Origin of the sequence: Streptomyces sp. NPDC046862 (assembly GCF_040704615.1) — a bacterium.
In the GTDB taxonomy this organism is placed as follows: Bacteria; Actinomycetota; Actinomycetes; order Streptomycetales; family Streptomycetaceae; genus Streptomyces.
This window is the reverse complement of sequence record NZ_JBEYXP010000023.1, coordinates 25522-51712: the sequence shown is the minus strand read 5'-3', so window position 1 is coordinate 51712 and position 26191 is coordinate 25522. Positions and strand designations below refer to the sequence as shown.

Genomic DNA, 26191 nt, shown 5'->3' with positions numbered 1-26191 from the left:
GCGTGGGATAGCAAGGACACGTGATACGAGGGGAAAAGGTCGCGCTGCGGACGCGGCAGGACAGCGATGTTCCGGTCTTCCAGGCCGAGTTGTACGAGGACGTACTCATGCGCTCACGTGCCGACTCCGCGCCCTGGCGACCCCTACCGCCGGATGCGGCGGATTCGCCCGCCGCGGCGGCAGCTCCCTCGCCGGAGAAGGCGTACTTCTCGGTGGTGGAGCTGCAGTCGCGGGAACTGGCGGGCGAGGCCCTGCTGTGGGGAATCGACCCGCACAACAGGACGGGCCATCTGGGGGTCTCCCTGCTCCCCGCCTTCCGGGGGCGGGGGCTGGCGGTCGACGTCGTCCGTGTGCTGTGCGAGTACGGATTCGCCGTGCGCGGCCTGCAACGGCTGCAGCTCGAGACCCTCGCCGACAACCACGCGATGATCGCGGCTGCGACCAGGGCCGGGTTCTCCGTCGAGGGAACGCTGCGGCGCTCCGCGTGGGTGTACGGAGCCTTCCTCGACACGGTCGTTCTCGGCCTGCTCGCCGAGGAATGGACACGGTGAGGGAATGCCCGCCGGAATGCCGGCCAGGAAAACCCGCTGCCGTGACACACGAGGAGCCGATTCATGAGCCCAGTTGTTCCCGCTGACCCCAACGTCGTGCATCCGATGCCCGAGCAGCCGCGTGTGGTGCTGTTACGGCCGTTGGTCACCTCGCCGCTGATCGAGGTGGGGGAGTTCTCCTACTACGACGACCCGGACGATCCGACGGCCTTCGAGACCCGCAACGTGCTGTATCACTACGGGCCCGAGAAGCTGGTCATCGGCAAGTACTGCGCCCTGGGCGAAGGTGTGCGGTTCATCATGAACGGCGCCAACCACCGCATGGACGGTCCCTCGACGTTTCCGTTCCCCATCATGGGCGGTTCCTGGGCCGAGCACTTCGACCTGATCACCGGTCTGCCGGGCCGGGGTGACACGGTGGTCGGCAACGACGTCTGGTTCGGCTACCGGGCCACCGTGATGCCCGGCGTCCGCATCGGCAACGGAGCGATCATCGCTTCCGGTGCGGTCGTGGTCGACGACGTTCCGGACTACGGCATCGTCGGGGGGAACCCGGCCCGGCTCCTGCGCCGCCGGTACGACGACGAGGATGTCTCCCGGCTGCTGGCGCTCGCCTGGTGGGACTGGCCCGTCGAGCACATCACCGCACACATCCGCACCATCATGTCGGGCAGCGTCGACGCCCTCGAAGCGGCGGCTCCGGCCGGCGGGTAGGCCCGCACCACGGGGCCGCCGCACGCGAGGGCGCGCGGCGGCCGAACGCTCCGTGGCACCTGCCCACGGAGTGGTGCGCCGCTCAGCGCGCTCGGTACCCCGGTACGTGCGGGACGCTGATGCATGCCATGGCACCAGGACGCCGGGGGTCACGTGAGCCCCGGGACGGTCACGGACGTCGGCAACGGGCCACCGGGTTCGTCCAGTTGGCCCGCGCAGCCGGAGGGACCGCGATGCCGTCGGGGTGGACGTCCGTACCCGATGCTGTCGAAGTGCGACAACTCGGGGCCGCTCCTGAACCGGCGCGGCCCCGATCAACCGTCAACGGGAGCGGGACGTCCTCGGGCGGCGCAGGGCGAAGACCACGCCGGCTCCGACGGCGACCAGAGCGGCCGCGATGCCGAGGATCAGCGGGGTGTGGGAGTCCGCGCCGGTCTCGGCGAGGTTGGAGCCGCCGCCCTGGGGCGAGGGGCTGCTGCTCGTGCTGGGGCCTGCGGCAGGGGTGGTGCTCTGCGACGGAGTCGACTGGGCGGGCGTCCCCTTGGGGGGCTGCGTCGACGGGGTCTGCGAGGGCGAGGGGGACGTCTTCGTCGCCGAGCAGGCCTGGGACGGAGTGGTCAACAGGGGCTTGATGTCCTCGTCGACCTGGTTCCCCGCCTTGACGCGGATCCGGTACGTCGTGTCGGGCGCCCAGTTCTCGGCGAAGTCGACGGCGACGCCCTGCGCGTCCGGATGCTCGATCGTCTTCGTGTCGAGGAGCCGGTCTTCCTCGCCGGGGACGGTCATCTTGATGTACAGCGAGACGGTGGCAGGAGTGCCGGACGCGTCCGTGTCCGTGACGCGGATGACGCCGCTACCGCTGTCGTCACAGGTGGCGACGGCGGAGAAGTCACGGATGTTGCAGGCGAACGCGGTGTTCGCGACGCCGATGGAGAGCGCTGCCGCAGCGGTGCAGACGCCCAGGAGGCGCACCGCTCTCGCGGTGCGGTGGGAAGGGGACACAGTTGTCCTTCACGGGTTGCTGAAGCTCGATGGGGTTCGCCGGGGCGGTCCAGTGGCCGGAACCACCCGTCGAACGCCACACGTCTACAAGCCTTTCAGATCCCTGTCAACGTCGTGTCTTCGCAGGTCACAGCGCGATGAAGGGCTCGTCATGAACCGGTCGGCGCCAGGTCAAACTGTGGTCATGGCCGGTACGGGTTCGGCCATTCGCCGTGTGTGCGCGGCTGTGTGCCGTCCCTCATGGTCCGTCACGGGCTCGGGAAGCGCGTGACGGCCTGGCGGTAGGCCTTCGGCTGTTCCATGTCGATGAGATGGCCGGCGCGGGGCACGGTGACGAACGTGGCGCCGGGCATGGCTTGTTGGTATTCGCGGGCGATGGAAGCCAAACCGGGCGCCCCCACCGTGCGGCCCCCGTCGGGGTCCGGGGGCCGGGCTGTTCTTCAGTGCACTCGTATCACTTCACTCGTAGATGGCGGGCACGTGGAGTCTGTCCCACGACTTCCGGCCGGGAATGCCGTCCGCGTCACCGCCGGAGAAACCGAGCTTGCGCTGCCACTTGGCGTACGACTTCCGGTCCGCGTCGCTCCACCGGTAGTCGGGCTCGCCGTTGTACGCGGAGCAACCCTCCTCGACGAGGCGGTTGCCCATGGCCTCGATGACCGGGCTGCTCACGGAGGTCTGGAAGAAGTCGGTGCCCGGGAAGGGCTCGTACTCGCCCTCGAAATCCGGCTCGGAAACGCGGATCCGCTGCCCTGGGTGAATGATGTTCGGGTTGGTGATCTGCGGGTTCCACTCCATGATCTGGGCCAGCGTCACGTCGAACATGGCCGCGATTCCTGAGAGTGTGTCGCCTTGTCGCACCACGTATATCTGCGCTGTTCTGTCCATATGGCCACTGTAATAAAACGTGCCTGGAATTGAGAAGAGCGAGAACGTGAAATGTCGTTGAAAAGGCGTGCTATTAGCCAGCGGAAAGGATCTCGGAGGAATCTTACTAGCCCGGATGTCTTGTGCAACCTGAGTGTTCGCCGAAAAATGCGAAGGCGGGGATTTCCATTGTCCTTTCAGCTGTTCAATCCCGCAATAACCTCGGTTCGGGCAGGGTGCGGAACAGCAGCCAGCTCAGGGCGGGCATCAGGATCAGCGGGGTCAACGCCGTGCGCAGGGACGTCGCGTCGGCGAGGCTCCCGATCAGCGGGCTGGCCAGACCCCCGACGCTCACGGTGAGGCCCAGGGTGATCCCGCCGGCGGTACCGACACGGGACGGCAGATAGTCCTGGCCGAGGGTGACCTGCAGAGAGAACGGCACGTACAGGCCGACGGAGGCCAGTGCCACGAACACGTAGAGCACGGGGCCGGGGACGGACACGATCCCCGCGACCGCGGCGGCCGTGGCCAGGTACGACCAGCGGGAGACCGTCACCCGGTCCCAACGCTCGGCCAGATGGCCGCCCAGTACGGAGCCCACCGCGCCACCGATATAGAGCACGAAGAGCGCCGCGGTGCCCGCCGATGTGCCGCCTCCCAAGCGCTGCGTGGCGTAGAGCGAGACGAAGGTGCCCAGTCCGACGAAGACGACGGACCGGCAGATCACCGCAAGCGAGAGCTTCACGAACGCGACCCGGTCGTCATGTCCCCTCGCCGTCTCCCCGCCGACGGGGGAGCCACCCGCGCCTTCCAACGCCCGCAGCATGGGCAGGCACAGCACGCTGCCGACGAGGGCCGGTACGACGAGCAGCGGCGTCAGGCGCAGTCCACCGGCGGCGACGACGGCGGAGACCATCAGAGGTGCCAGCGCGAAACCGAGGTTGCCGCCGAGCGCGAACCAGCCCATGCCGCTGTGGCGGCCACGAGCGGCGTGCCGCGCGAGACGGGCGGACTCGGGGTGGTACGCGGCCACTCCCAGCCCGGACACCGCCACGAACGCCAGCGTCCACCCGTAGGACCCGCTCACACCGCTCAAGGCGATGCCCGCACCGCCGAGCAGAGTGCTCACCGGCAGGAGCCAGGGCATCGCCCACCGGTCGGTCATCACCCCGAACACGGGCTGGGCCACGGAGGACAACACGGACGCGGCGAGGACGACTCCGGACACCGCTGCGTAGCCGTAGGAGCGCTCGGCGACGAAGAACGGGACGAGCGCCGCCACCGCGTCCTGGTACACGTCCACGCAGGCGTGACCGACCGACAGGAGAATGATCGACTTGTTGCTCGGATTCCTTGGCACGCCACCCATCGTCGGCATGGCACGGGTTGTCGTACTTCCAATAAACTGCCGACCAATGACGCAGATCCGCCACCAGCCCAGTGCGCCCACTCGCACCCAAAGGCTCGCGACGGGAGCGGAGATCCATGCCCACATGCACGACGACCACCAGATCGTCTACGCCGGGCGAGGTGTGCTGACCGTTACGACCGGCACGGGCACCTGGGTGGCACCGGCCACGCGCGCCATCTGGGTGCCGGCCGGCACCGTGCACGCCCACCAGGCCCACGGTGAGCTGGAGTTGCACCTGGTCGGCCTGCCGGCGGCCGACAACCCCCTCTCCCTCGAAGAGCCCACCGTGCTGGCCGTGGCTCCCCTGCTGCGCGAGCTTCTCCTCGCCTACACACGCCCTCCGCTCGACGACACCCCCGAACGCACGCGGCTGCGCGCCGTCCTGCTGGACCAGCTCCGGGCCTCGCCCCAGCAGCCACTGCACCTGCCCACCCCCACGGCCTCGCCCCTGAAGGACCTGTGCGCCTTCCTGCACACCGACCCGGCCGACAACCGCACGCTCGCCGCGCTGGCCAAGGAGGTCGGCACCAGTGAACGCACGCTGTCCCGGCTGTTCCGGGCCGACCTCGGCATGACCTTCCCGCAGTGGCGGACTCAACTGCGCCTGCACCACGCTCTGATCCTGCTGGCCGAGAACACCCCCGTCACCGCCGCGGCGCACCGCTGCGGCTGGTCGTCCGCCAGCGCCTTCATCGACGTCTTCCGCCGGACCTTCGGCCACACGCCGGGGACGTACCAGGGCCGTGGACTGCCGTGACCTCGACGGGCGGGGCGGGGCGGGGGGCCGGGGGCTGCGCATCCGCTCTTGGAGCGCGAACCTCACCGCTTCGCCGCGATGAACGACTGGATGAGCGCGTCACGCTGTCGGGCGAGTTCATCGACCGGTGCGTCCCCCGTGGCCTGGGCCAGTCCGAGGACAAGACGCTCGACCGTCGGCGGATCGAGGCGCGGGTCGCCCAGATCGTCCCACCAGCGATGGAAACTCTCGGCGTACCGTTCACAGAACTTGGCCAGGCCTCCTTCTCCGGCGCCGAGATGAAACAGAAGTGTCGGCCCCATGGCGGCCCAGCGCAGCCCGGGTCCGGCCGACACCGCGATGTCGATGTCTTCGACGCCGGCGACGCCCTCGTTGACGAGGTGGATCGCCTCTCGCCAGAGCGCGGCCTGCAGCCTGTTGGCGACGTGGCCGGGTACCTCGCGTCTGACCTCGATGGTCACCTTGCCGAGCGTCTCGTAGAAACGGCGAGTCCACGGCACGGCTCGAGGATCGGATCGTTCGTTCCCCATCACCTCGACCAGCGGGATCAGATGCGGCGGATTGAACGGATGCCCGAGGACAAGGCGAACCGGGTCGGCCCATCCGCCCTGAAGTTCGCTCAGCGTCAGGCCGGACGCCGACGAGGCGACGACGGTTGTCCCGCCGAGAACGGGTTCGATGAGCTCATAGAGCCCATGCTTGAGTCCGAGCCGCTCAGGCACGCTCTCTTGTACGAAGCCCGCGCCTTCGACCGCGGCCCGAGGGTCGTCGCATACTTCGAGCCTGCTCGAAGGGTGAGGTTGTGCGGTCAGCCCGAGGTCACGCAGCACCGGCCACGCCCGCTCGACTGCCTCCCTCACCCTGTCCTCGGCGGTGGGATCGGGATCGTAGAGAGCGACCGATTTTCCGGCAGCGAGGAAGAGCGCGGTCCAACTCCGGCCGATCACGCCTCCCCCCAGCGCGGCCACGTGAGCGACCTCGGCGGGATCCTGCCAGGGTTCTGTGGACTCAGAAGGCGACATGGTTGGCTCCCTTGAGAGCGAGTCTTTCCCGCGCCTGCGCAGGCGTTGCGACCTCGTGGCCCAGAGCGGTGATGATCTCGATGATCTTTCGGACCTGGCTCGCGTTCGAGGGGGTCAGTTCGCCGGGTCCGATGAACAGGCTGTCCTCCATGCCGACGCGGAGGTTGCCGCCCAACATCGCGGCCTGGGTCGCGAAGGGCATCTGGTGGCGGCCGGCGGCCAGGACCGACCACTCGTAGCTGTCCCCGAACAGCTTGTCCGCGACGGTGTGCAGGTGCAGGAGGTTGTCGAGGTCCGCTCCGACACCGCCGAGGACGCCGAAGACCATCTGTACGAAGAACGGTGGTTCGAGCCACCCTTGGTCCACCACCCAGGCGAGGTTGTAGAGGTGCCCGAGGTCGTAGCACTCGAACTCGAACCTGGTGCCATGGCCCAGGCCGAGTTCCTTCACGACGTACTCGATGTCGGCGAAGGTGTTCTTGAATACGAAGTCCCGGGTCATCTCAAGGAACGAGGGCTCCCAGTCGTGCTGCCAGTCCGTGTACTTCTGCAGCATCGGGAAGATCCCGAAGTTCAGTGAGCCGACGTTGAGGGAGGCCATCTCCGGGGATGTTGCCACGGCCGCTCGCAGCCGCTCTTCGCGTGTCATGCCGAGGCCGCCGCCGGTGGACACGTTCAGTACCGCATCACAGCCTGCTGAGATCTGCGGCATGAACTGCTGGAACAGCTCCGGGCTCGGGTCGGGCCGCCCCGTCAGGGGGTTGCGGGCGTGGAGGTGGATGATGGCCGCCCCTGCCTCGGCCGCCTCGATGGACGCCTGCGCGATCTCCTCAGGGGTCACCGGAAGGTACGGGGACATCGTCGGCGTATGGATGCCGCCAGTGGGGGCACAGGTGATGATCACTGGCTTCGGCATGGCGCGTCCTCCAGGAGTTCGGGGCCGTTACGAGAGCGCCGTTGTCCGTGTGCTCTGCGGCAGGCCGACCAGCGATCGGTAGGCATCCAGCACCAGGCCGTGGAAGTGGTGGACGCCGTGTTCGGACAGTCCTGAACCCTCCGGGTCGTACACGATCCGGCCTTGGTCGAAGGCGGGCGTGTTCATGCCTCGCTGGACGCTCTCCACCAACGCGATGTCCTGCGCCTGGAGAACATCGTCGATGTAACGGAACGCCTCAGCTTCTGCTTCATTGGGCTCGGTGGTCTCGAGGAAGAAGTCCCAGGTCTCCAGCGTGTGATCCGGGCCCGCGGGGATGACCTGGAAGACCATGAAGTTGCCCCGGCCCGGATAGCGGAGAAGACATGTGTTGGGCCAGAGCCACCACACGGCATGGTCGTTCACCGTCGCCTGGGACACGTCGTAGGCCACGTTCTCGTGCAGGCCGGCCTTGGCGAAGTGGCTCGACCAGATTCCGTGGGTCTTCACCTCGTAGGTGTCCATGTCGACGAGATCGACGAACTCCTTGTGCGCGATGTGGCAGTGGTAGCACTCGAGGAAGTTGTCGATCACGTTCTTCCAGTTGCTTCGCACGTCGTAGGTGAGGCGCTTGGCGCGCGTCAGGCCGGCCACGTCGGGAGCCCATCGCGCGATGTCGGCAGCCAGGTCGGCTGCCTGGTCAGCGAGGGGCGCGGCCGCCGTGTCGAGATTGACGTAGACCATCCCGCCGAACTCCTCCACCAGCACCTGGTCGAGGCAGATCTCGGACTTGTCGAAGGTCGGCATCGCGTCGGCGCGGCGGGCGGCCTTCAATCTGCCGTCCAGCCCGTAGGACCAGGCGTGGTACGGACAGACGATGTTCCGCGTGGTGCCCGAGCCCGAGAGAAGTTCGTGGGCCCGGTGCTTGCAGACGTTGTAGAAGGCCCGCAGGCTCCCGGCGCGGTCGCGGACGATCGCAATCGGCATGCCTGCCACGGAGGCGGACACGTAGCAGCCCGGGGTGGTCAGCTTCTCCGCGTGACAGATCCACTGCCAGGTCCGGGCGAAGATTCCCCGAAGGTCTGCTTCGTGCCACTTGGCGTCGGTGTAGGCCTCGGCACGAAGTGACATGGAGCGGGCCGGGTCGTCATGGAACCCGCTCTCGATCGCATGCACGTCGGAGACGTCGATGGATGCCATGCCGAAATCGTAAGACCAAACTGAACAACCGTTCAAGGCCTTGACTGGACGTTCGTTCAGTCCTTATCGGGGGGGGCTTCGACTCCGACAGCTCCTTCGCAGTGATCCGCGGCGGACGCATCGACCCTTGCGGGGAGCCGGGTGGCTGCCATTCGCACCGGAATCGCCGGCCGGCTACGCGGATGGGCGACGTCGCTCGGTGACTAGTCTTGTCGCATGAGTGCTCACACAGGACTTACTGGTCAGCCGGTGGACAGGCAGGCCCGAATCCTCGATGCGACCCTGCATCTTCTGGCGCGGCACGGGATCTCTGGTGTGAGCATGCGGGCAGTGGCGCGTGAGGCCGGGGTCGCGCTCGGCCTCGTGAACTACCACTACGAGGACAAGAACAGCTTGATCCGGGCGGTGCTCCACCGGATCGAGGAGCACGATGTCGCTCTTCTGGCCGTCGACGAGTCTCTTCCCCCGGAGAAACAGGTTCGTCTCGCGCTCCGCCGTGTCGCGGAGCCTCGGTTTCTCACACAGGAGTACTTGTCGTTGCGGCTCCAGTTGTGGGCTCTCGCCCAGGCCCATGAGGACTTCGCCCATATCAACACGGCGGCGCAGAAGAAGTACCGGGCCGGTCTTGCCGCGCTGATCCGGGCGGCACGGCCGGCTCTGTCACGGGGGGAGTCCAACCAGCGGGCTGCGGACATCGACGTGCTGCAGAACGGCTTGTGGCTGACGGCGCTCCTCGGGCTCGACAGGACGTCGATCCGGCGGAGTGTCAAGCGGTGCGAGGAGATCGCCCTCGCCGACTAGCCGAACCTGTTCCTTTGCCGTTCAGGACGCGATGACCTGGGCCAGGCGGCTTCGCCGGGAACTCGGCGCCATGCCCATCGCGGGGGAGACCCTTCCGGAGTTTCGATAGGTGCCTGTTCCTCGACCGCCTGCCGGACCTGGCGGGCCATGTGCGCGAACACGGTCCCCTGCTGCGCGCCGTCATCGACGGCGATGCCGAGAAGGCCACGGCTCTGGCCGTGGGGCTCGTGGAAGGGTTCGAGGCGGCGATCCGCGGCGTCATCTGAGCCGCGCCCCGTTCGACGCGGGAGCCTCGCCGGCATCTCAGCCTGTGGCCCGCGTCCTCAGGCCGCGTCAGCGTGCCGCGCCTCGCAGCGCCCCGGGGCGAAGCCGGGGCCTGCCCGCCAGGGTGGTCCACAGGTACGGCGCCACGTCGTCCTCGGAGAGCTGGGCGATCATGTAGCGGACGCAGCGTTCGATCTTCACCCGCCACAGCCGCGCCGCCTCGTTCCCGTCCGCGTCGCGCAACGCGTCGTGCACGGCGGTGTCCTCGCCCGCGATGGTGTCGCACGCCTGGCTGTAGTCCATGTCCAGGACCGTGACGAACATCCGCAGCCGGGCCGTGAGGCGCTCGAAGGTGTGGGCGGCCTGGGGGAGGTCCGCGATACGGGCGAGGGCGTCCTGGAACCGCAGGTCGACTTCCCGGATGCGGAGGTGATCATTGTCGCGGGCGGCCGCGTGGACCTCCGCCAGGGCGGCCGAGGCCGGGGCGAGGTTCTCGCGGCCGAGCATGGCGATACGGCGCATCAGAAGAGCGCCGAGGCTGGCGCGCAGAGCGTAGAGGTCGAGGACGTCCTTCGCGGTGACCTCGGGGATCGCGGTCGCACCGCCGGGCAGCAGATCGAGCATGCCCTCCTCGGCCAAGGCCCGCAGGCCCGCGCGGACGACCCGGCGTGAGAGGCCGAGATCGTGCGCGAGCGGGGCCTCCCGGACGCGATCGCCCGGCCGGTAACCGTCGGTGAGCAGGGCTTCGCGCAGCAGGCCGATGACGGGGTCGGGGGTGACGGGGGCCCCGGGTGAGGTGTCGAGGGTTGTGATCTCCGCCGCTTCGGGCAGGCCGGAGTGGTCGAGTGTGCGCGTGCCCGGAGCGTTCGAGTCGTTGTCGGGGCCGCAGATGGCCGGGATGACGTACGCCGGGCGCGGCGGGGCGACGCGGGTGAAGGGAGCCGCGGACGCGGTCCAGGTGGTGGACCAGGTCAGCAGGGCGTCACGGAGGCGGGGCGTGCGGGACGCCGGTTCGCGGAGAGGCCGGTCATCCGCGGCGAGGAAGCGGTGGGCCTCCTCGGTCCACGCCTCTGAGCTGGGCGCATGGTGCCAGCGCCCGGACGCGTCCGGGCGATCGAGGGCGCCGGACGTGCCGTACGCCAGCAGGTGCACGTTCATCCCGGCACCCGCGGCCGAACGCACCTGTTCCACGAACGCGTGCAGCCCGGGTACGTCCCCCATGGGCAGCTCACCCCGCAGGGCCGCGAAGGCGCAGACCACGGCCAGTACGTGAGCCGCGTCCTGGTCCTGTCCGAACAGCCGGCCGGCGACTGTCGCCCCGGAGCCGCGCGCGAACCCACCCCGCCAGGCCCGGGCCGTCACGGCGAGCACGCACACCGGTGGGGCCACGAACAGCCCGACCACCTCCTCGGCGCGGTCCGGCAGGGACCATGCCCGGCGCGGGCCGACCTGGACCCGCGCCCCCGGCTGGGCGCGGTAGGTCCGCCAGATCCGGCTCACGGTGCTCTGGCTCAGACCGGTCTCTGCCGCCATCGAACGGGTCGACCAGCCCCGCGTGGCACCGGGCGGTGGCGGGGTGAGGGTGCGGACGAGGACGTGTGCCACGGTGTCGTCGTCGGCTGCCGGTGGCCGGCCGGGGCGGGGCTGCTCGTCCAGACCGGCCAGCCGTTCGGCGAGGAAGCGGGCGCGCCACTTGCCCACCATGTCGCGGGAGACGCCGAGGTGCTCGGCCACGGCGGTGTTGGTGGGCTCGCTCTCGCAGGCCAGCACGATCCGCGCACGCAGGGCTCGCGCCTGGGAGCAGGTGCGACTGCGGGTCCACAGCAGTAGTGCGGCCCGTTCGTCCTCGGTGAGGACAACAGCGTTGCGAGGACGGCCGACCATGGGGCAACCGTAGCCGAACTTCTGACTCGGACATACCCCCGTGCCCCGTGCCCGAGCGGGGGCATTGTTGGCCCGCCCTGCCCTTCACATACTTCGTGGCAACCCGGTGGCCATGCCGCCGGCGTCCCCGAGAAACCGAGAGTTCTCCTCGACCACTACGACGCCGTCCACCTGTCGCACGAGCAGACAGGGCAGTACCGATCGTGCCGGCCGCGGCCGACTCCCTCGGGAGCTGTGAGCGCCAGTGGAACCGAGGTGCTCCCGGCATGACACCAACCCCGACCTGATCAACCCCGACCTGGACCGGGCCTACCCCAGAGCGGGTAGGTCCGGGAGCCGCTCCCGGAGGCTGTGATGACCGAAATCGCAGGAAACAAAGTGGACGACGCGCCTCTGTCGCGCTTCCACAAGAAACTGGCGCTGTACTCGTCCGGGGGCCCCTTCCTCGACGGCTACGTCCTGAGCATCATCGGCGTCGCCATGGTGCAGATCACGCCGCAGCTGCACCTGTCCTCGTCCGCCGAGGGTCTCATCGGCGCGTCCGCTCTCATCGGGATCTTCCTCGGCGCCTTCGTGGGCGGCTGGCTGACGGACAAGTTCGGCCGGCAGGTCCTCTACACGATCGACCTGATCGCCATCATCGGCTGTTCCATCGCCCAGTTCTGGGCCACCGACCCGGTGTGGCTGTTCGTCCTGCGGCTGCTGATCGGCATGGCGGTCGGCGCGGACTACCCGATCGCCACCTCGCTGCTCGCCGAGTTCACACCGCGCCGCTACCGGGGGCCGCTGCTGGGCGGCCTGGTGGTGATGTGGTTCGTGGGCGCCGCGGTGGCGTACGTCGTCGGTGAGGCGCTGCTGTCGCTCGGCGACGACGGCTGGCGGTGGATGCTCGCCAGCGCCGCGCTGCCCGCCACGGTCATCGTGCTGCTGCGGCTGGGCACGCCCGAGTCCCCGCGTTGGCTGGCGAACAAGGGCCGTACCGAGGAAGCCGAGAAGGTCCTCAAGCAGGTCTACGGTCCGGAGGCGACGATCGCCGATCTGCCGGAGGAGGAAGAGCGCGAGAACGTCGACCTCAAGGCGATCCTGCGCTCCGGCTACGGCGGACGGATGCTCTACATCACCATCTTCTGGACCTGTTCCATCGTGCCGCTGTTCGCCATCTACGCCTTCGGCCCGAAGATCCTCGGCGCCCTCAACCTCGAAGGCTCACTGGCCAACGTCGGATCGGCGCTGATCACCGTCATGTTCCTCGTCGGCTGTGTGATCGCCCTGCTCGGCGTGAACCGCATGGGCCGCCGCCCTCTGGTCATCCACAGCTTCGTCTGGTCGGGCCTGGCCCTGCTGCTGCTCGGGATCTTTCCCGGTGCCCCCGCCGGCGTGGTCATGGTGCTCTTCGCCATGTACGCCGTCATCATCGGCGGCACCCAGATCCTTCAGTGGATCTATCCCAACGAGCTGTTCCCGACCGAGGTACGGGGCTCCGCGGTCGGCCTGGCCTCCTCCGCCAGCCGGATCGGTGCCGCCGTCGGCACCTACCTCGTCCCCATGGCCCTGACCGGCTGGGGCATCGGCGGCACGATGATCGCCGCGGCCGCCATCAACGTCGTCGGCGCCGTCGTCTCCGTCTTCTGGGCGCCCGAGACCCGCGGTATGGCCCTTCACGAGGCCTCCGCCCTGTCACCCAAGTCAGAGCCCGTCGGCCGGCCCGCCGCCGTCTGACCGTCACCGGCAGGACGGGCCCCCAACTGGTTGGGGGCCCGGACCGCCCTCGGCTGCCGTACCGGACGCTCGCGGAACGTCGCGCGGGCTCGTCCAGCAGCCGAGCTCTTCCCCCATGAATGTGCAGGAGGTTTCCATGAAGGACGTCGTCATCGTCGGTGGTGGCATAGCGGGTCTGGCCGCCGGCTGGCGGCTGCGCCACTGGGACACGCTCCTGCTCGAGTCCGAGGGACGGGTCGGCGGGCGTATCCGTTCGGAGCGCCGGGGACCGTACTGGCTGAACTGGGGTGGCCATGTCTACGCCGGTGGTGATTCGGCGACGTCGTGGCTGCTGAACAGCACGGGTGTCGACACGGTGCCGGTGCCCGGGTCGCTGGCGGGTCTGTCGATGAACGGCAAGCTGCTCCTCAAGGGCCGGGTGGAGACCTACCCGTTCCGTATCCCGATGTCCATGGAGTCGCGGATCGGCATGGTCAGGGCGGGCGCCAAGGTCGCGCTGCGCGTGGCGCGTTACGCCCGGATCGTGGGACGGCGGCGGAACGAGACCGCGGCGCAGCACCAGCAGCGGATCTACGACTTCATGAACGACCGGTCCTTCAAGGACTTCATCGGCGACCTGCCCGAGGACGCCGAGGCGCTGTTCAAGCCCACGGTGACCCGGTCCTCCGCCGACATCGACCAGCTCTCGGCGGGTGCGGGCGTCGGTTACTTCAGCCTGGTGTGGAACATCGGCGCGGGGCTGTCCCAGAGCATCCTGGGCGGCCCGTCGACCCTCACCGAATCGATCGCTGCGGCTGTGGACGACCGGGTGCGGCTGAACGCGACCGTCGACGAGATCGTCCAGAAGGACGCTTCGGTCGTGGTCCGTTACCGGCAGGACGGTGTGGTGCGGGAGGTCGAGGCCCGCTGTGTTGTGCTGGCCACGCCGGCGACGGTGAGTCACCGGATCGCGGTCGATCTGGACCGTGACGTCCGCGAGGCCCTGTCGAAGATCGTCTACGGTCCCTACGTGAGTGCCGCGTTCCTGTCCGACGAGAGCGGCCGTCAGATCTGGGACGACGCCTACGGCATCGCCACCCCGAAGCGGTCCTTCAATGTGGCGCTGAACATGTCGAACGTCGTGCACGGCTACGAGCGGGAGCGCCGCCCCGGCAGCAGCATCATGACCTTCTCGCCGGGCAGCCTCGCCCGCGAGCTGATGGAACACGACGACGACACCATCCGCCGGATCTACCTCGACGACCTCGACCAAGTCCTGCCCGGCTTCCCCGACAACGTAGTGGAGGCCGAGGTCCAGCGCTGGCCCACCGGTGCCCCGTACTGCTTCCCGGGCCGCGGCAAGCTCCAGCAGACGCTGACCCGCCGAAGCGGCCGGGTGCTCCTGGCCGGTGACTACCTCGGCACGCTCTACACCGAGACCGCGATCCAGACCGGCCTCTCCGCCGCCCACGAGGTCCGCAGCCTGCTGGCCACCGACCGGCAGACCGCCCTGCGCGACGTGACGCCGGTGCCGAGCGTGTCGTAGGCCCACCACGCCCACCACGCCCACCCCGCCCACTGCCCCACTGCCCCACTGCTTCACCGGAACCTGAGGAGACTTCAGAAATGTCGGCACAGCTCAGCGGCGTCCTGACCGCACTCGCCTCCCCCTTCGCTGCGGACGGGCAGCTCGACGAGAAGCTGCTGCGCCGCCTGGTCGACCGCAGCATCGACGGCGGTGTCGACGGCGTCGTCGCCTGCGGCTCCACCGGCGAGTTCGCGGCCATGACCGGCGACGAGCGGCGCCTGCTCGTGGAGACCGTGGTCGACCAGGCCGCCGGACGCGTACCCGTCGTCGCGCAGACCGGCGCGGTGAGCACCAGGGAAGCGGTCGAACTCTCCCGGCACGCCGAGGCCGCCGGAGCCTCCGTGCTCATGGTCGTCGCCCCGTACTACGAGCCGCTGACCATGGACGAGACGCTGCACTACCTGCGCACCGTCGCCGACGCCGTCCAGATCCCGATCATGCTCTACAACCTGCCGGGCGCCACCGGCGTCAACCTCGACCCCGAGACCGTCGGACAACTCGCCCGCGAGGTCGAGAACATCCAGTACATCAAGGACACCAGCGCCGACATGGCCCAGGCCGGGCAGCTGATCCACAACCACGTCGACGTCATCTCGACGTTCATCGGCTGGGACAGCCTCCTGCTCCAGGCGATCACCGAAGGCGCGGCCGGTGTCATGGCCGGGACCGCGAACGTCATGCCGGCCGAACTCGTCTCCATCCACCGCGCGCTGCGCTCCGGCGACCTCGACCGCGCGCGAGCCGAATGGGCGCGGATCTACCCGCTGATGGACGCGATCATGTCCGCCCCGTTCATCCAGGCGGTCAAGGCCGCACTGAACGCGGCGGGATTCCCGGTCGGCGGCCCCCGTGAACCTCTCCTCGGCCTCGACGCCGCCACCGCAGCCAGGATCTCCTCCCTGGTCGAGGCGACGCTGCCGCAGCTGTCCGCCGCGCACTGACGAACGGCACGACAGCCACCGCACAGCCCAGCAGTACGACACGACCACTCCCCGAGGAGCCACCGACCATGAGCACTGCCGCCGACCTCACGACGGCCACCGTTCGGCGCGCAGCCGACGCACCGTCCCTGCTCTCCGAGGCCGACCTTCCCCCGGCCCGGCACTTCGTCGACGGGACCTTCGTCGAGCCGTCGACCGACCGCGTCATCGATGTGGTCGACCCGTGTACCGAGGACGTCATCGCCCGGATTCTCGAGGGCACCACCGAAGACGTCGACCGGGCGGTCGCCGCCGCGGTGGCGGCGAGGGCCGGGTGGGCGCGGCTGGTCCCGAAGGAGCGCTCCGAGCTGCTGCACGCCATCGCGGACCGGCTGGCCGAACACACCGATCCGCTGAGCAGGCTGGAGTCGGCGAACACCGGCAAGCCGCTCGCGGTGTCGACGGACGACGTCGGCCAGGCCATCGACACCTTCCGCTTCATGGCCGGCGCGGTGCGCGCGACCACCACCCTGGCCGCCGGCGACTACGCCGAGAACCACCTCTCGGTCATCCTGCGTGAACCGCTCGGCGTGATCGGCGTGGTCACCCCGTGGAACTACCCCCTGCTCATGGCGGTCTGGAAGATCGCGCCCATCCTCGCCGCCGGCAACACGCTGGTCCTCAAGCCGTCCGAGCAGACCCCGCTGACCACCCTGAAGTTCGCCGAACTCGTCGCCGACCTCCTGCCGGCCGGTGTGCTGAACGTGGTGAACGGCTACGGCCCGACCGTCGGTGCCCGGCTCGCCGAGCACCCGGACGTGAACATGATCGCCCTGACCGGATCGGTCGCCAGCGGTCGCGCCGTAGCCCGGGCCGCCGCCGACACCCTCAAGCGCGTCCACCTCGAACTCGGGGGCAAGGCCCCGGTGGTGATCTTCCCGGACGCCGACCTCGCGGCCGCCGCATCGGCGTTGCGCGTCGCCGGCTTCTGGAACTCGGGCCAGGAGTGCGGGGCCGCCTGCCGCGTCCTCGTCCACGAATCCGTCGCCGAGCAGTTCGTCGAGCAACTCGTGGGAGAGGTCAGGGCGTTGGTCGTCGGCGTGCCGCAGGCCGGTGAGGACGTCGAGGTCGGTCCCATGGTCTCGAAAGCCCACTTCGACCGTGTCACGGGGTACTTGGAGCGCGCGAAGGAGGAAGGCGTTCGCGCGGCGACCGGAGGCGGAGCCATAGACGGGCCCGGCTACTTCGTCGCTCCGACCGTGCTCGTCGACGTCCCCGAAGGAGCCGAAGCCGCCCGCGAGGAGATCTTCGGCCCGGTGATCACGGTCGAGACCTTCACCGACGAGGCCGAGGCGGTACGACGCGCCAACGACGTCCCGCTCGGTCTGTCGGCATCGGTGTGGACCGAGAACGCCCGCCGCAGCCACGACATCGCCGCTCGCCTCGACTTCGGCACCGTCTGGGTCAACTCGCATCTCGTGCTGGCCAGCGAAGTCCCCTGGGGCGGCTTCAAGGGGTCCGGCTACGGCCGCGATCTGTCCGTCTACGCCCTCGACGACTACTCGCGCACCAAGCACGTCATGCACAACCACGAGCGCTGACCCCGTCCTTCCTGGGGCGTGCCGCATGCGCGCGGGGGGCGATGGTTCACCTACGTGTTTCTCTCCCCTCTCGCGGAGCCCGCACGGCCCTGGGCGACCTCCTTGCCGATCTCACGAACACCCGGTAGTCGCCTCACAATCCGTGGAGGTGTGGAGTGACCGTCAACGACCCCCTGATGAGTCCGTTCGCCCTGAAGAACCTGAAGCTGCGCAACCGCATCGTCAGCACATCCCACGAGCCCGCGTACAGCGAGGACGGCCTGCCCAAGGACCGGTACCGCGCCCACCACGTCGAAAAGGCCCGTGGCGGTGTCGCGTTGACGATGATCGGCGGCGGCGCGCTGGTCAGCCGCGACAGCGCACCCGCCTTCGGAAACCTGCAGCTCTGGAAGGACGAGGCCGAGCCCTGGCTGCGACGGCTCGCCGACGAGGTGCACGAGCAGGGCGCGGCCGTGATGAAGGATCGCAGGGCCATGCACGTCGTCTGGCACACGGCACCGGTCTGAGCGGACGCCGACGGGCCCAACTGCCTTCGGCTGCCGGCAGTCGCGCCCGTCACCGCGTCAGGGCTGGACGGGCTTGCCGCGTCCCCAGCCCCAGGCGAGACGGTCGGCGCCGGACTGGTTGGTGGTGGCCAGCCACGGCCTGGCGGGGTCACCGGTCAGGGTCTGCAGCGAGTAGGTGTCGTCCGTGCGCAGGCCCGGCCAGTAGACGGACCCCATCTTGAGCTGGCGGAACGTGTCGGTGACGGCCTGGACGTAGTTGATGTAGTTGTTGTCGGGGGCCGGCTTGTTGTAGTTGAGGCCGGTGGTCATCGGGGCACCGAACTCGTCGGCGACGGTCCGGTTGGCGCAGTCACCGATGCGCTCCTTGAGGTCGGCCACCCACTGGTCGTAGGTGGCGTACTCCTTCCAGAACCCGTAGTGGTGCAGCGACAGGTAGGTGCCCTTCAGGCGCGGGTCGGCACAGACGGAGGTGACGTGGTCGTTGTAGCCGGCGCCGCTGACGAACACCCGGTTCCGCGGGACCGTCGGGTAGGTGGACAGCCACTTCGCGGCGATGTCGGCCCACTCGGTGTCGGTGTAGCCGTGCGGCTCGTTCATCGGCTCGAAGTAGACGCGGCTGTCACCCTTGTACGCCTTGACCACGGTGTCCCACATGGGCCAGTAGGTGGCGGTGTCGTCGATGAAGCCGTCCTTGCGGGCACCGGTGCCCTCCCAGTAGGAGAGGATGACCTTGAAGCCCTTGTCCGACGCCGCGTCGATGACCCCGCGGTACGACTTCCAGTAGGAGCCGTTGACCGTGTACGGGTTGATGGGCAGCCGCACGGTGTTGGCACCGAGGTTCGCGCGGAACGCCGAGATGATCCGGCTCGCCTTGGCGTAGGTCTGGGCGTAGGTGTCGGACGTCGACAGGCCGGACAGCACGACGGGGTCGTCGGCGAAGTTGTCGCGGGGGTCGGCCCAGTTCACGCCCTTGAACTGGGTCGTGTCTCTGCTGAGTTGGGTGGTGCCTCCGCTCGCCGCCGCGTTGGCGGGGCTTCCGGCGAGGGCGGTGCCGCTGGTCGCGGCGATGGCGATCGCCACGCAGGCGGCGCGCAGCCGGGGGGTGAGACGGGGGCTGGATGGGGTTGTGCGCATCGGCTTGCCCTTTCGGAGGATGGCGACTCGGCGTACGGCGGCGGATGCCTGCGCGTGGTTGAGCGGCCGCTGGGGGGGGGAACGCCAGGCCGGACGGGGGTGTGTCGGCTCGCCGTCGACAGGCCTTGCGATGACCGGCGGTGTGCCGGTCCGTTTGGCGTGAGGGATTACGGGGGGGGGGGGCGGTCCTGCCGCGCTGGGGGATGAGGGCCGGACCATCCGGTGGCTGTCCGGCTCACCGTCCGGTGAATCCGGTGAACGCCTTGCTGACACGCAGGTCGCCGGACGTCGGCGTACCTGGCTAGGGGCGGCGTAAAGCGAGGTGCGTGCCGATGTCGGCGTCCAGGATGTCCTGCGAGCGCCCGCCGTCGAAGGAACGGACGATCCTCGCACGCCCCCTCAAGGGCGGCAGCCTCCCGGCGCGGTGGGCCCTCGCCCGTGGTGCTGAGACCATCGTTCGCTCCTGCCTGCTCCACCAGCCGCGACGCAGTGTTTGCGTAAACATGCTGCGGCCCAGTCGGCCTTTGGTTGATGTTTACGTAAACATCGCGGCGTCGGAATCGTGGCACCCGCCACAGTGATCGTCAAGGTTTCGCACGGGTAACAGTGGTCGCGGTGGCTGTCAGGCGTCGCGCCGGCTGAGCCGAGCCGCTCAATCCGGGCTTCGTGATCACACCGTGCCGACTCACTGGCACTATGTCGACAGGCGCTGACCGGAAAGGACCAACGGAATGATCATTTTTGGCACCAAGGGATACCTCTACCAGCTCGCGATACTGACGCTGGTGTGTGGCCACTGCGGCAACCCCTCCGCGCACGCGCTCAGGAAGCGCGTCACGAAGTTCACGCTGTTCTTCGTGCCGCTGTTCCCCTTCTCGACCAAGTACGCGACGCAGTGCACCTTCTGCGGCGCGGAGCAGAAAGTGACCAAGGAACAGGCGGAGCAGCTGCAGGCGCAGGCCGCGGGCGGCCACGGTGGTCAGACGTACGGGCAGACGCAGCAGCAGCCGTACCAGTCCTGAGCGGAGGGGGCCCCTCCGACCCGTGGACGAGGGCATCCGGCCGCGCCGGTCAGGGCGTGTCAGCGTCGCCCGTGCCTCGAACCGCGGACGGCTCCTTCGCGGACGACTCCTCCACCGACGGCTTCGGTGTCGGCGATGGTGCGTGGCTGGGCTCGGTGGGACCGGGTGTGGTGCCGAGGCTGGGTGCCAGGCTTGCCCCGGATCCGGACGGGTGCCGGCCGTCGGGTACGGGGGACGTCGACTGCCCCGGTGTGGGGCCCTCGGCCGGTGGACTGCTCGCGGGCGGCGGGGCGAGCGGTACCGACGGTGAAGCCGGGGCTTCGTGTGCCGCGAGGCGCAGCGGCAGTACGACGGCGGCGGCGACGGCGCAGGACACACCGACTCCCGCGGCGGCACGGAGCAGGCGGCGGCGCGCCGCGGTACGGCGGATCGTCTGGTAGCGACCGGGGGGCGGGCCGAGGTGGTCGGAGGGCGGTCGCAGGATGACCGCGAGGGGGTCGTCGGGCTCGAAGTCCGGGCCCTCGTCAGAGCGTGTGATCAAGGCTTCTCCTCAAGTGGGCGCGGAGCAGCTCGCGGGCCGCGTGGAGATCGGCCTTGATGGTTCCTTCCTTGCGCCCGGTCAGCACGGACACCTCGCGGATCGGCATGTCAGCGTAGTAGTGCAGCAGTACCGGTACGCGCAGTCGTTCCGGCAGCGACTGCACGAGCATGCGAACCGAGGGATCGTGTTGCTCCGCGTGCGGGCGGACGGCGGCTTCCGCTGTGGCCCGGCGCACGGCTCTGCGCTCGCGTTCGAGCTTGCGCCAGTGGTCCCGGACGAGGTTGGCCGCGGTGACGTAGAGGAACCCCTGGGGCTCCGCCACGGACGTCCACCGGGCCCAGAGTCGCGTGAACGCCTCAGAGGCGATCTCGTGGGCCGTCTCGTCGTCGTCGACCAGCCGACGGCACCAGCCGGCGAGGCGAGGGTACAGGGCGGCGAACAACTCGGACGCTGCCTTCTCGCGGGACCGTTTCAACGCTCTCCTGGTCGTGACGTCGTGGTGGCACTCGTGGTCGCACTCGTGAGGGAGGAGCCCGGGCCGCTGGAGTCGGTTCCATCGGCCCGGACCCCGGGTCAGCGGCTCGTCGAGCTCAGCGCGGCGAAGACGATCACGTTGTCGCGGTAGCCGTCACCGGTACGGGGGCCGCCGCAGGTGATGAGCCGCAGCTCGGGACGGTCCACGTCGCCGTACACCGCGTCCACCGGGAAGTCGGCCTTGGCGACCGTTCGTACGGAGCCGACGCTGAACAGGGCCGTCGTGCCGTTCTCCAGACGCGCCTCGATCCGCTCGCCCCGCCGCAGCCGGGCGAGGTGACGGAAGACCCCGTCCCCGTAGGCGCCGACCGTGGCGTGGCCCAGAATCACCGACGGACCGGTCTGACCCGGCGTCGGCGAGTGCCGGTACCAGCCCGCCCGGTCGTTCGCCGTGACCGGCGGCACCTGCACGCTGCCGTCCGAGGCCAGCCCCAGCCGCATCAGCGGGGTGTCGACCCCGATGGCCGGGATCCGCAACCGCACCGGGACCGAACGGCCAAGGGCGCGGGCCGGCTTCGCGGAGGGCCGCGCCGACGGTGACGTGGTCACGGGGCGCGCTGTCGTGCGCCGTCCGTCGTCACCGTTGCCGTCGCAGCCCACCAGCAGCGACGCCATCGCCGCGGTGGCGAAGGCGCGCCTGGAGAGCGTCGTCATGCGGTGGTCGCCCGCCGGCGCCGTACGAGAAGGACCGTCGCGCCGCCACCGACGAGTACGGCGGCAGCGCCCCCGCCGACCACGAGCCCGCTCGCGCTGCCGGACTGCGTCGACGGCGGCGCGACACCCGTGTCCGGTGCGCCGCTGGGCACGACGGAGACCTGGCCCGAGTCCGGCGCCTTTGTCGGTGCGGTGCTCGGAACGGGAGTCGCGGAGGCCGACTCGTCGACCGGGTCGGTGGTCGTCGGGACCGGGGACGGGGCCTGGGAGGCCTCGCGGACGGTGGGGACCGGGGTCGGGTCGTCGGCGAACGCGGGTACCGCGCCCGCCAGCACAGCGGTTCCGGCGAGTGCCATGGCACTGAGGACAGTTCGGCGCATGAATCGCTCTCTCTTTGTCGGTCCGCCCGCCGGTGGCGCGGCGGGAGGCGTGATGGATCGAGCGGAGAGACGAGGCAGCGGCAGGGCAGGTTGTAAAGAGATGGCAAAGTCGTCGAGCCGCAGCTCTGCGGGCCGTCGGATAGGTTGGGAACGTGATCCGGCGTGGTGGGCCAGGTGAGTTGGCCCGCCCGGGCGCGGCGAGGTCGTCCGGACAGGGCGATGGGTGAACGGTGGAACGGCGGGGGCCGGAAGCATGGGCGAGGGGGAACTCGACGGTCGTCTCATGGCGGCGGTTCGGGCGGGGGATGCGGAGGCGGTTCGGGCCCTGTTGGACAAGGGCGCGGATCCGGACGTGTCGGACGCGAACGGGGTGTCGGCGCTGTGCGTGGCCGTGGCCGCCTACGACGCGTCGGTTGCCGAAGCGCTGGTCGAGGGCGGGGCGAACCCGGACCAGGTACTGCCGGACGGGACCACGCCGCTGCGTCGTGCCATCGACGGCGGCTCCCCGGCGGTCTTCTCCGCGGCACTGGGCAAGGAGCCCAGGCTGCGCCTGCCGGAGTCGGCCCGTGAACGGCTGCTCGCCCTGGCCCGGAGCTGGTACGAGACCGGCGCCGCCGAGGAACTGCGGCGCAGGACAGGCGCTTCGGGGAGCGCCGTGACCGTCCGGGTCCAGGACGACGAGAACGACTGGGTCGACCAGGTCTCGCTCGGAGGACTCGCCGTGCGCGCCGGGCACGGCGCCATCCTGACCTCGCTGGAGTGGGCCTTCCGCGTCCTGACACCCGTCGACGAACTGATCGCCCGCGCTGTCGGCCGACCGGACGAGCGCCACGTGAACTGGTCGGCGGTCCTGTGGACCCTCGTCGAGCGTCGCAGCTTCGAGACCTGGTCGGCCGTGGTGGCCCATCGCCACCACTCTGCCCCGGCGCACCGCCGGTTCGTGGCGGACTATGTGCGGACGCGAGCGCTGGTCCACTGGGGTTCCAGCTACTACGCGAAGAAGGAGAGCGAGCTCCTGGCCGCCTGGGCGGCCGAAGAGACGGACAGCGAGATCCTCGCGAAGGTGCTCGACTCCTTCACCACGTACGTCGACACCGGGAAGGAGTCCATCGGCCTCCGTCACGCCCACCACCCCGACCCCCGGGTGCGCCGCGAAGTGCCCTACACCCTTGCCTGGGAGGGCGTTTGCCGGTCCGCCGAGGCGAGGTCGGCTCTGCGCGGCCTCATGCGTGACCCCGACGCCGAAGTGCGGTTGCGAGCATGCGCGGCGGGTACGGGGGACGACGACCTCCTCCCGGACATCATCCAGGCGCTGCTCCTCCTGGCCGAGGCCCCGGATCCCGAGGTACGGCGCGAGGCCGTGCGGGTACTGGCCGGCTCACGGGACCGTACGCCCGCCGTCGCCGACGCCCTGGCGGCACTGCTCGGCGAAGACGACCGACTCGTGCGTCTGGAGGCCGCGTACGGCCTCGCCGTGCGCGAGGATCCGCGCACCGAGGAGGCGATCGAGCGGGTAGGTCCTCTTGGAGCCGGTTTCGACCACGACCACCGGGTGAGTGCGCTCTGGCGCTGGAGACGGCGGTCGGAGGACCCCTCTGCCGGATCCAACGCCGTGGAACGGTGACCTCGCGGTCCGGAACCTGATCAGCGGGCTGTGTGTTCCAACGGGTAGGGGGATGGATGCGGGTGGAGCGGGCCAACTGCACGGTGGAGTCGGGGCCGAAGGCGGCGGAGCCAAGACGGCTGGGGCGGCAGGCCGACTGGCTGCGGTGGGTCAAGGGCCCGGCAGACCGCTCGCCCTGGACACGCGGGCGTGTTCTCGCGACGCTCGCCGTGCTGACCGCGGGCCTGCTGGCGTTCCACTCCGCGGTGCCCAACGCCGTGGGACACCTGGGGAGCCTGCTGGAGACGTTCCTGCCCTGGCTCGGCCTGACCGTTGCGCTGTTGCTCGTGCCGGCGCTGGTGCGCCGCTCGGCGATCGCGATGGTGGCGCTGCTGCTGCCGTCGGCCGTCTGGGCCCACCTGTTCGGTGGGCGGCTTGTGGCCGGGGACCGTGGCGCACACGACATCGTCGCCGTCCAGCACAACGTCAGCGACGAGAACACCGACCCCACGGGCACCGCGGCCGCCCTGATCGAGGACGCCCCGGACTTCGTTGCTCTGGAGGAGCTGACCTCCTCCGCGTTGCCGGTCTACGAAAGGGCCCTGGCAGGGGACTACCCCTTCCACGCGGTCGTGGGGACTGTCGGCATCTGGTCGAGACATCCGCTGTCCGACGTCCGGCCGGTGGACGTCAGACCGGAGGGGATCCCCGAGGACTGGAACCGGGGGATGCGGTCCACGGCCCGTACCCCATGGGGCGACATCGCGGTCTACGTCGTCCACCTGCCCTCGGTCCGTATCGGGATCAGAGGCTTCGGCGCGGGCCCGCGGGACGAGAGCGCAGGGCTGCTGGGTGACGCCATCGCCGCCGAGAACCTCGACAAGGTGGTCCTGCTCGGCGACCTCAACAGCACGGTCGACGACCGCGGGCTGGCCCCGGTCACCTCGCGGATGGACTCGGCGGGGCGGAACTTCGCCTTCAGTTGGCCCGCCGCCTTTCCTCTGGCCCGGATCGACCACGTCATGACCCGCTCGGCCACCCTGACCGACGTCCGGACCCTGCCGGCCACCGGCAGCGACCACCTGCCGATCGCCGCGAGCATCGGACTGGGTCGCTGATCCCGGACCGCCGCACTCTGAGAAGGGGTGGAGAGGCACCGGGGAAGGGGATCACTCGTTCAGGTCCGGCCGCCGGTCCGGAGCCGGGCTGACACGGTCGCCGTGCTGGTCGAAGACGAAAAGGTGGGCGAGGTCGACGAGGAGGGGGACCTGCATGCCCTGGCGGAGCTCGAAGTCCGGGGTCGTGCGGACCACCAGGTCACCCGGGAGGCGGCTCTCCTCCACCACCGGTGCCGGCAGGCCGGGTTCCACGCCGTGCGGGTGGTCCAGGACCACCACGGGGCCGGCGCGCAGGGCGCCCGCGCGCTCCCGGATGCGGTTCAGGACCGAGCCCTCACGACGGCGACGACGGACCGTGCGCGTCGGGTAAGGGGCTTCCAGGTCCGGTACGACGGCCGGCTGGGAGCCGGTGTTGAAGTGGACGAGGACCTCGTGGCCCTGGAACTCCAGATGCTCGACCAGCCCGGTGATCGGTACCTCTCCGGGACGTGCGGCGGCGGGTCTGGCGATGCGGACCGCCTCCGAGCGCAGCCCGACGATGACCTCCCGGCCCTGCTGGACGCGCAGCATCTGGTGGTCGAGGGACAGGGGCTCGGGCAGCCGCATGTACTGACGGCCCAGACTGATGGACATCGCACCGCCGAGCGGGGCGCGGACCATGCCGCGCAGCAGGTTGATGCGCGGTGTGCCGATGAAGGCGGCGACGAAGACGTTCCTGGGCAGCGCGTACACCGAGCGCGGCGTGCCCACCTGCTGGAGCACGCCTCCGCGCATGACGGCGACCCGATCGCCGAGCGACATGGCCTCGGCCTGGTCGTGGGTGACGTACACCGTCGTGACGCCGAGCTTCCGGGTGAGCGTGGAGATCTCGGCCCGCAGGTGGTTGCGGAGTTTGGCGTCGAGGTTGGACAGCGGTTCGTCCATGAGGAAGGCGGAGGGCTCGCGCACGATGGCACGGCCCATGGCCACGCGCTGGCGCTCGCCTCCGGAGAGCTGGCGCGGGTAGCGGTCGAGGAGGTCCTCGATGCCGAGCATGCGGGCCGTCGCGTCCACGCGGGGGCCGGGGTCGTCGCCCGGGCTCTCGATGCGTAGAGGGAAGCCGATGTTGCCGCGGGTGGTCATGTTCGGATAGAGCGCGAAGTTCTGGAACACCATCGCCATCTCCCGCTCCGACGGCGACAGGTCGTTCGCGTACTCGCCGTCGAGCAGCAGCTCGCCCTCGGTGATCTCCTCCAGCCCGGCGATCATCCTGAGCACGGTGGACTTGCCGCAACCGGAGGGCCCGAGCAGCACGAGGAACTCACCGGGCGTGATGTCGAGCGAGAGCCCTTCCACCACGCGGATGCCCCGCGTGTAGGCCTTGCTTACGTGGTGCAGAGAGATGGCGCGTGTCATGGCACATGCCCCCGAGGGCTCGCTGATCGCTGGTGCTCCGCTGTCGGAGGTCCCGGGCGGGTCGCACTGGACTTATGAGTCACGGAAATTAACGGACCGCACACCTCCGGG

At 69.6% G+C, this 26191-nt stretch carries 24 protein-coding genes and 2 pseudogenes; 12 read left to right on the top strand and 14 right to left on the bottom strand.

The annotated features are described in order from the left end of the window. The first annotated feature begins 20 nt into the window (after window positions 1-20). Window positions 21-551: a GNAT family protein gene (locus AB0959_RS25225; RefSeq protein ID WP_366828802.1), complete on the top strand. Its 531-nt coding sequence runs from the start codon at window positions 21-23 to the stop codon at window positions 549-551. 63 nt (window positions 552-614) lie between these two features. Further along, a complete protein-coding gene (locus AB0959_RS25220) occupies window positions 615-1265 on the top strand; it encodes a CatB-related O-acetyltransferase (RefSeq protein ID WP_366828801.1) in 651 nt (216 codons plus the stop codon). A 321-nt stretch (window positions 1266-1586) separates the two neighbouring features. Here AB0959_RS25220 and AB0959_RS25215 read toward each other — a convergent pair whose 3' ends face one another. From AB0959_RS25215 to AB0959_RS25200, 4 genes and pseudogenes are all read right to left on the bottom strand, one after another. After that, window positions 1587-2267, bottom strand: a complete 681-nt coding sequence (locus AB0959_RS25215; protein ID WP_366828800.1) for an LAETG motif-containing sortase-dependent surface protein — start codon at window positions 2265-2267, stop codon at window positions 1587-1589. Window positions 2268-2726: 459 nt separating this feature from the next. Continuing rightward, window positions 2727-2978 (bottom strand): annotated as a pseudogene (locus AB0959_RS25210) (peptidoglycan-binding protein); the annotation flags it as partial. Between the two features lie 36 nt (window positions 2979-3014). After that, a pseudogene (locus tag AB0959_RS25205) lies at window positions 3015-3155 on the bottom strand (LysM domain-containing protein); the annotation flags it as partial. A 184-nt stretch (window positions 3156-3339) separates the two neighbouring features. Next, window positions 3340-4503 (bottom strand): MFS transporter, encoded by a 1164-nt coding sequence (locus AB0959_RS25200; RefSeq protein ID WP_366828902.1) that lies wholly within the window; start codon window positions 4501-4503, stop codon window positions 3340-3342. Window positions 4504-4549: 46 nt separating this feature from the next. Here AB0959_RS25200 and AB0959_RS25195 point away from each other — a divergent pair, with 46 nt between their 5' ends. Beyond that, window positions 4550-5302 (top strand): AraC family transcriptional regulator, encoded by a 753-nt coding sequence (locus AB0959_RS25195; protein WP_366828799.1) that lies wholly within the window; start codon window positions 4550-4552, stop codon window positions 5300-5302. A gap of 62 nt (window positions 5303-5364) precedes the next feature. Here the strand turns inward: AB0959_RS25195 and AB0959_RS25190 are convergent, their stop codons facing one another. Genes AB0959_RS25190 through AB0959_RS25180 form a run of 3 tightly spaced genes read right to left on the bottom strand, consistent with a single transcriptional unit; the run spans window position 5365 to window position 8437 of the window. Beyond that, window positions 5365-6324: a 3-hydroxyacyl-CoA dehydrogenase NAD-binding domain-containing protein gene (locus AB0959_RS25190; RefSeq protein ID WP_366828798.1), complete on the bottom strand. Its 960-nt coding sequence runs from the start codon at window positions 6322-6324 to the stop codon at window positions 5365-5367. Continuing rightward, on the bottom strand, window positions 6311-7240 hold the full coding sequence (locus AB0959_RS25185) for a 3-keto-5-aminohexanoate cleavage protein (RefSeq protein WP_366828797.1): 930 nt from the start codon (window positions 7238-7240) through the stop codon (window positions 6311-6313). Before AB0959_RS25185 ends, AB0959_RS25190 begins: the two co-directional genes overlap by 14 nt. 27 nt (window positions 7241-7267) lie before the next feature. Then, window positions 7268-8437, bottom strand: coding sequence for a ring-hydroxylating oxygenase subunit alpha (locus tag AB0959_RS25180; protein WP_366828796.1), 1170 nt, complete (start codon window positions 8435-8437; stop codon window positions 7268-7270). A 216-nt stretch (window positions 8438-8653) separates the two neighbouring features. Here AB0959_RS25180 and AB0959_RS25175 point away from each other — a divergent pair, with 216 nt between their 5' ends. Beyond that, the gene (locus AB0959_RS25175; RefSeq protein WP_366828795.1) at window positions 8654-9238 is read left to right on the top strand and encodes a TetR/AcrR family transcriptional regulator; all 585 of its coding nucleotides are present in this window, start codon (window positions 8654-8656) and stop codon (window positions 9236-9238) included. Between the two features lie 333 nt (window positions 9239-9571). Here AB0959_RS25175 and AB0959_RS25170 read toward each other — a convergent pair whose 3' ends face one another. Beyond that, on the bottom strand, window positions 9572-11386 hold the full coding sequence (locus tag AB0959_RS25170) for a helix-turn-helix domain-containing protein (protein ID WP_366828793.1): 1815 nt from the start codon (window positions 11384-11386) through the stop codon (window positions 9572-9574). 378 nt (window positions 11387-11764) lie between these two features. Between AB0959_RS25170 and AB0959_RS25165 the strand changes: the two genes are divergently transcribed. From AB0959_RS25165 to AB0959_RS25145, 5 genes are all read left to right on the top strand, one after another. Beyond that, entirely contained in the window at window positions 11765-13105 is a 1341-nt protein-coding gene (locus tag AB0959_RS25165; RefSeq protein WP_366828792.1) for an MFS transporter, read from the top strand. Between the two features lie 136 nt (window positions 13106-13241). Further along, window positions 13242-14630: an FAD-dependent oxidoreductase gene (locus AB0959_RS25160; RefSeq protein WP_366828791.1), complete on the top strand. Its 1389-nt coding sequence runs from the start codon at window positions 13242-13244 to the stop codon at window positions 14628-14630. Between the two features lie 80 nt (window positions 14631-14710). Beyond that, complete coding sequence (locus AB0959_RS25155; protein WP_366828790.1) at window positions 14711-15613, top strand: dihydrodipicolinate synthase family protein; 903 nt, start codon at window positions 14711-14713, stop codon at window positions 15611-15613. A 68-nt stretch (window positions 15614-15681) separates the two neighbouring features. Then, a complete protein-coding gene (locus tag AB0959_RS25150) occupies window positions 15682-17193 on the top strand; it encodes an aldehyde dehydrogenase family protein (RefSeq protein WP_366828789.1) in 1512 nt (503 codons plus the stop codon). 155 nt (window positions 17194-17348) lie between these two features. After that, window positions 17349-17699, top strand: a complete 351-nt coding sequence (locus AB0959_RS25145; protein ID WP_366828788.1) for a hypothetical protein — start codon at window positions 17349-17351, stop codon at window positions 17697-17699. Between the two features lie 57 nt (window positions 17700-17756). Here the strand turns inward: AB0959_RS25145 and AB0959_RS25140 are convergent, their stop codons facing one another. Then, on the bottom strand, window positions 17757-18833 hold the full coding sequence (locus tag AB0959_RS25140; RefSeq protein WP_366828787.1) for a cellulase family glycosylhydrolase: 1077 nt from the start codon (window positions 18831-18833) through the stop codon (window positions 17757-17759). A 731-nt stretch (window positions 18834-19564) separates the two neighbouring features. Between AB0959_RS25140 and AB0959_RS25135 the strand changes: the two genes are divergently transcribed. After that, a complete protein-coding gene (locus AB0959_RS25135; RefSeq protein ID WP_366828786.1) occupies window positions 19565-19855 on the top strand; it encodes a zinc-ribbon domain-containing protein in 291 nt (96 codons plus the stop codon). Window positions 19856-19904: 49 nt separating this feature from the next. On the opposite strand, the gene AB0959_RS25130 is transcribed toward AB0959_RS25135, so the two are convergent. The 4 genes from AB0959_RS25130 to AB0959_RS25115 all read right to left on the bottom strand — a co-directional run bounded on the left by AB0959_RS25130 (window position 19905) and on the right by AB0959_RS25115 (window position 21964). After that, entirely contained in the window at window positions 19905-20396 is a 492-nt protein-coding gene (locus tag AB0959_RS25130; RefSeq protein ID WP_366828785.1) for a hypothetical protein, read from the bottom strand. Further along, window positions 20380-20871 (bottom strand): RNA polymerase sigma factor, encoded by a 492-nt coding sequence (locus tag AB0959_RS25125; RefSeq protein ID WP_366828784.1) that lies wholly within the window; start codon window positions 20869-20871, stop codon window positions 20380-20382. Before AB0959_RS25125 ends, AB0959_RS25130 begins: the two co-directional genes overlap by 17 nt. Before the next feature lie 98 nt (window positions 20872-20969). Next, on the bottom strand, window positions 20970-21584 hold the full coding sequence (locus AB0959_RS25120) for a class F sortase (RefSeq protein ID WP_366828783.1): 615 nt from the start codon (window positions 21582-21584) through the stop codon (window positions 20970-20972). Beyond that, on the bottom strand, window positions 21581-21964 hold the full coding sequence (locus AB0959_RS25115) for a sortase-dependent protein (RefSeq protein WP_366828782.1): 384 nt from the start codon (window positions 21962-21964) through the stop codon (window positions 21581-21583). Before AB0959_RS25115 ends, AB0959_RS25120 begins: the two co-directional genes overlap by 4 nt. A 283-nt stretch (window positions 21965-22247) precedes the next feature. Between AB0959_RS25115 and AB0959_RS25110 the strand changes: the two genes are divergently transcribed. Together AB0959_RS25110 and AB0959_RS25105 are read left to right on the top strand one after the other, a co-directional pair. Further along, the gene (locus AB0959_RS25110) at window positions 22248-23588 is read left to right on the top strand and encodes a HEAT repeat domain-containing protein (RefSeq protein ID WP_366828781.1); all 1341 of its coding nucleotides are present in this window, start codon (window positions 22248-22250) and stop codon (window positions 23586-23588) included. Between the two features lie 56 nt (window positions 23589-23644). Beyond that, window positions 23645-24685: an endonuclease/exonuclease/phosphatase family protein gene (locus AB0959_RS25105; RefSeq protein ID WP_366828780.1), complete on the top strand. Its 1041-nt coding sequence runs from the start codon at window positions 23645-23647 to the stop codon at window positions 24683-24685. Between the two features lie 51 nt (window positions 24686-24736). Here AB0959_RS25105 and AB0959_RS25100 read toward each other — a convergent pair whose 3' ends face one another. Then, entirely contained in the window at window positions 24737-26080 is a 1344-nt protein-coding gene (locus tag AB0959_RS25100; protein ID WP_366828779.1) for an ABC transporter ATP-binding protein, read from the bottom strand. Window positions 26081-26191: the final 111 nt, after the last annotated feature.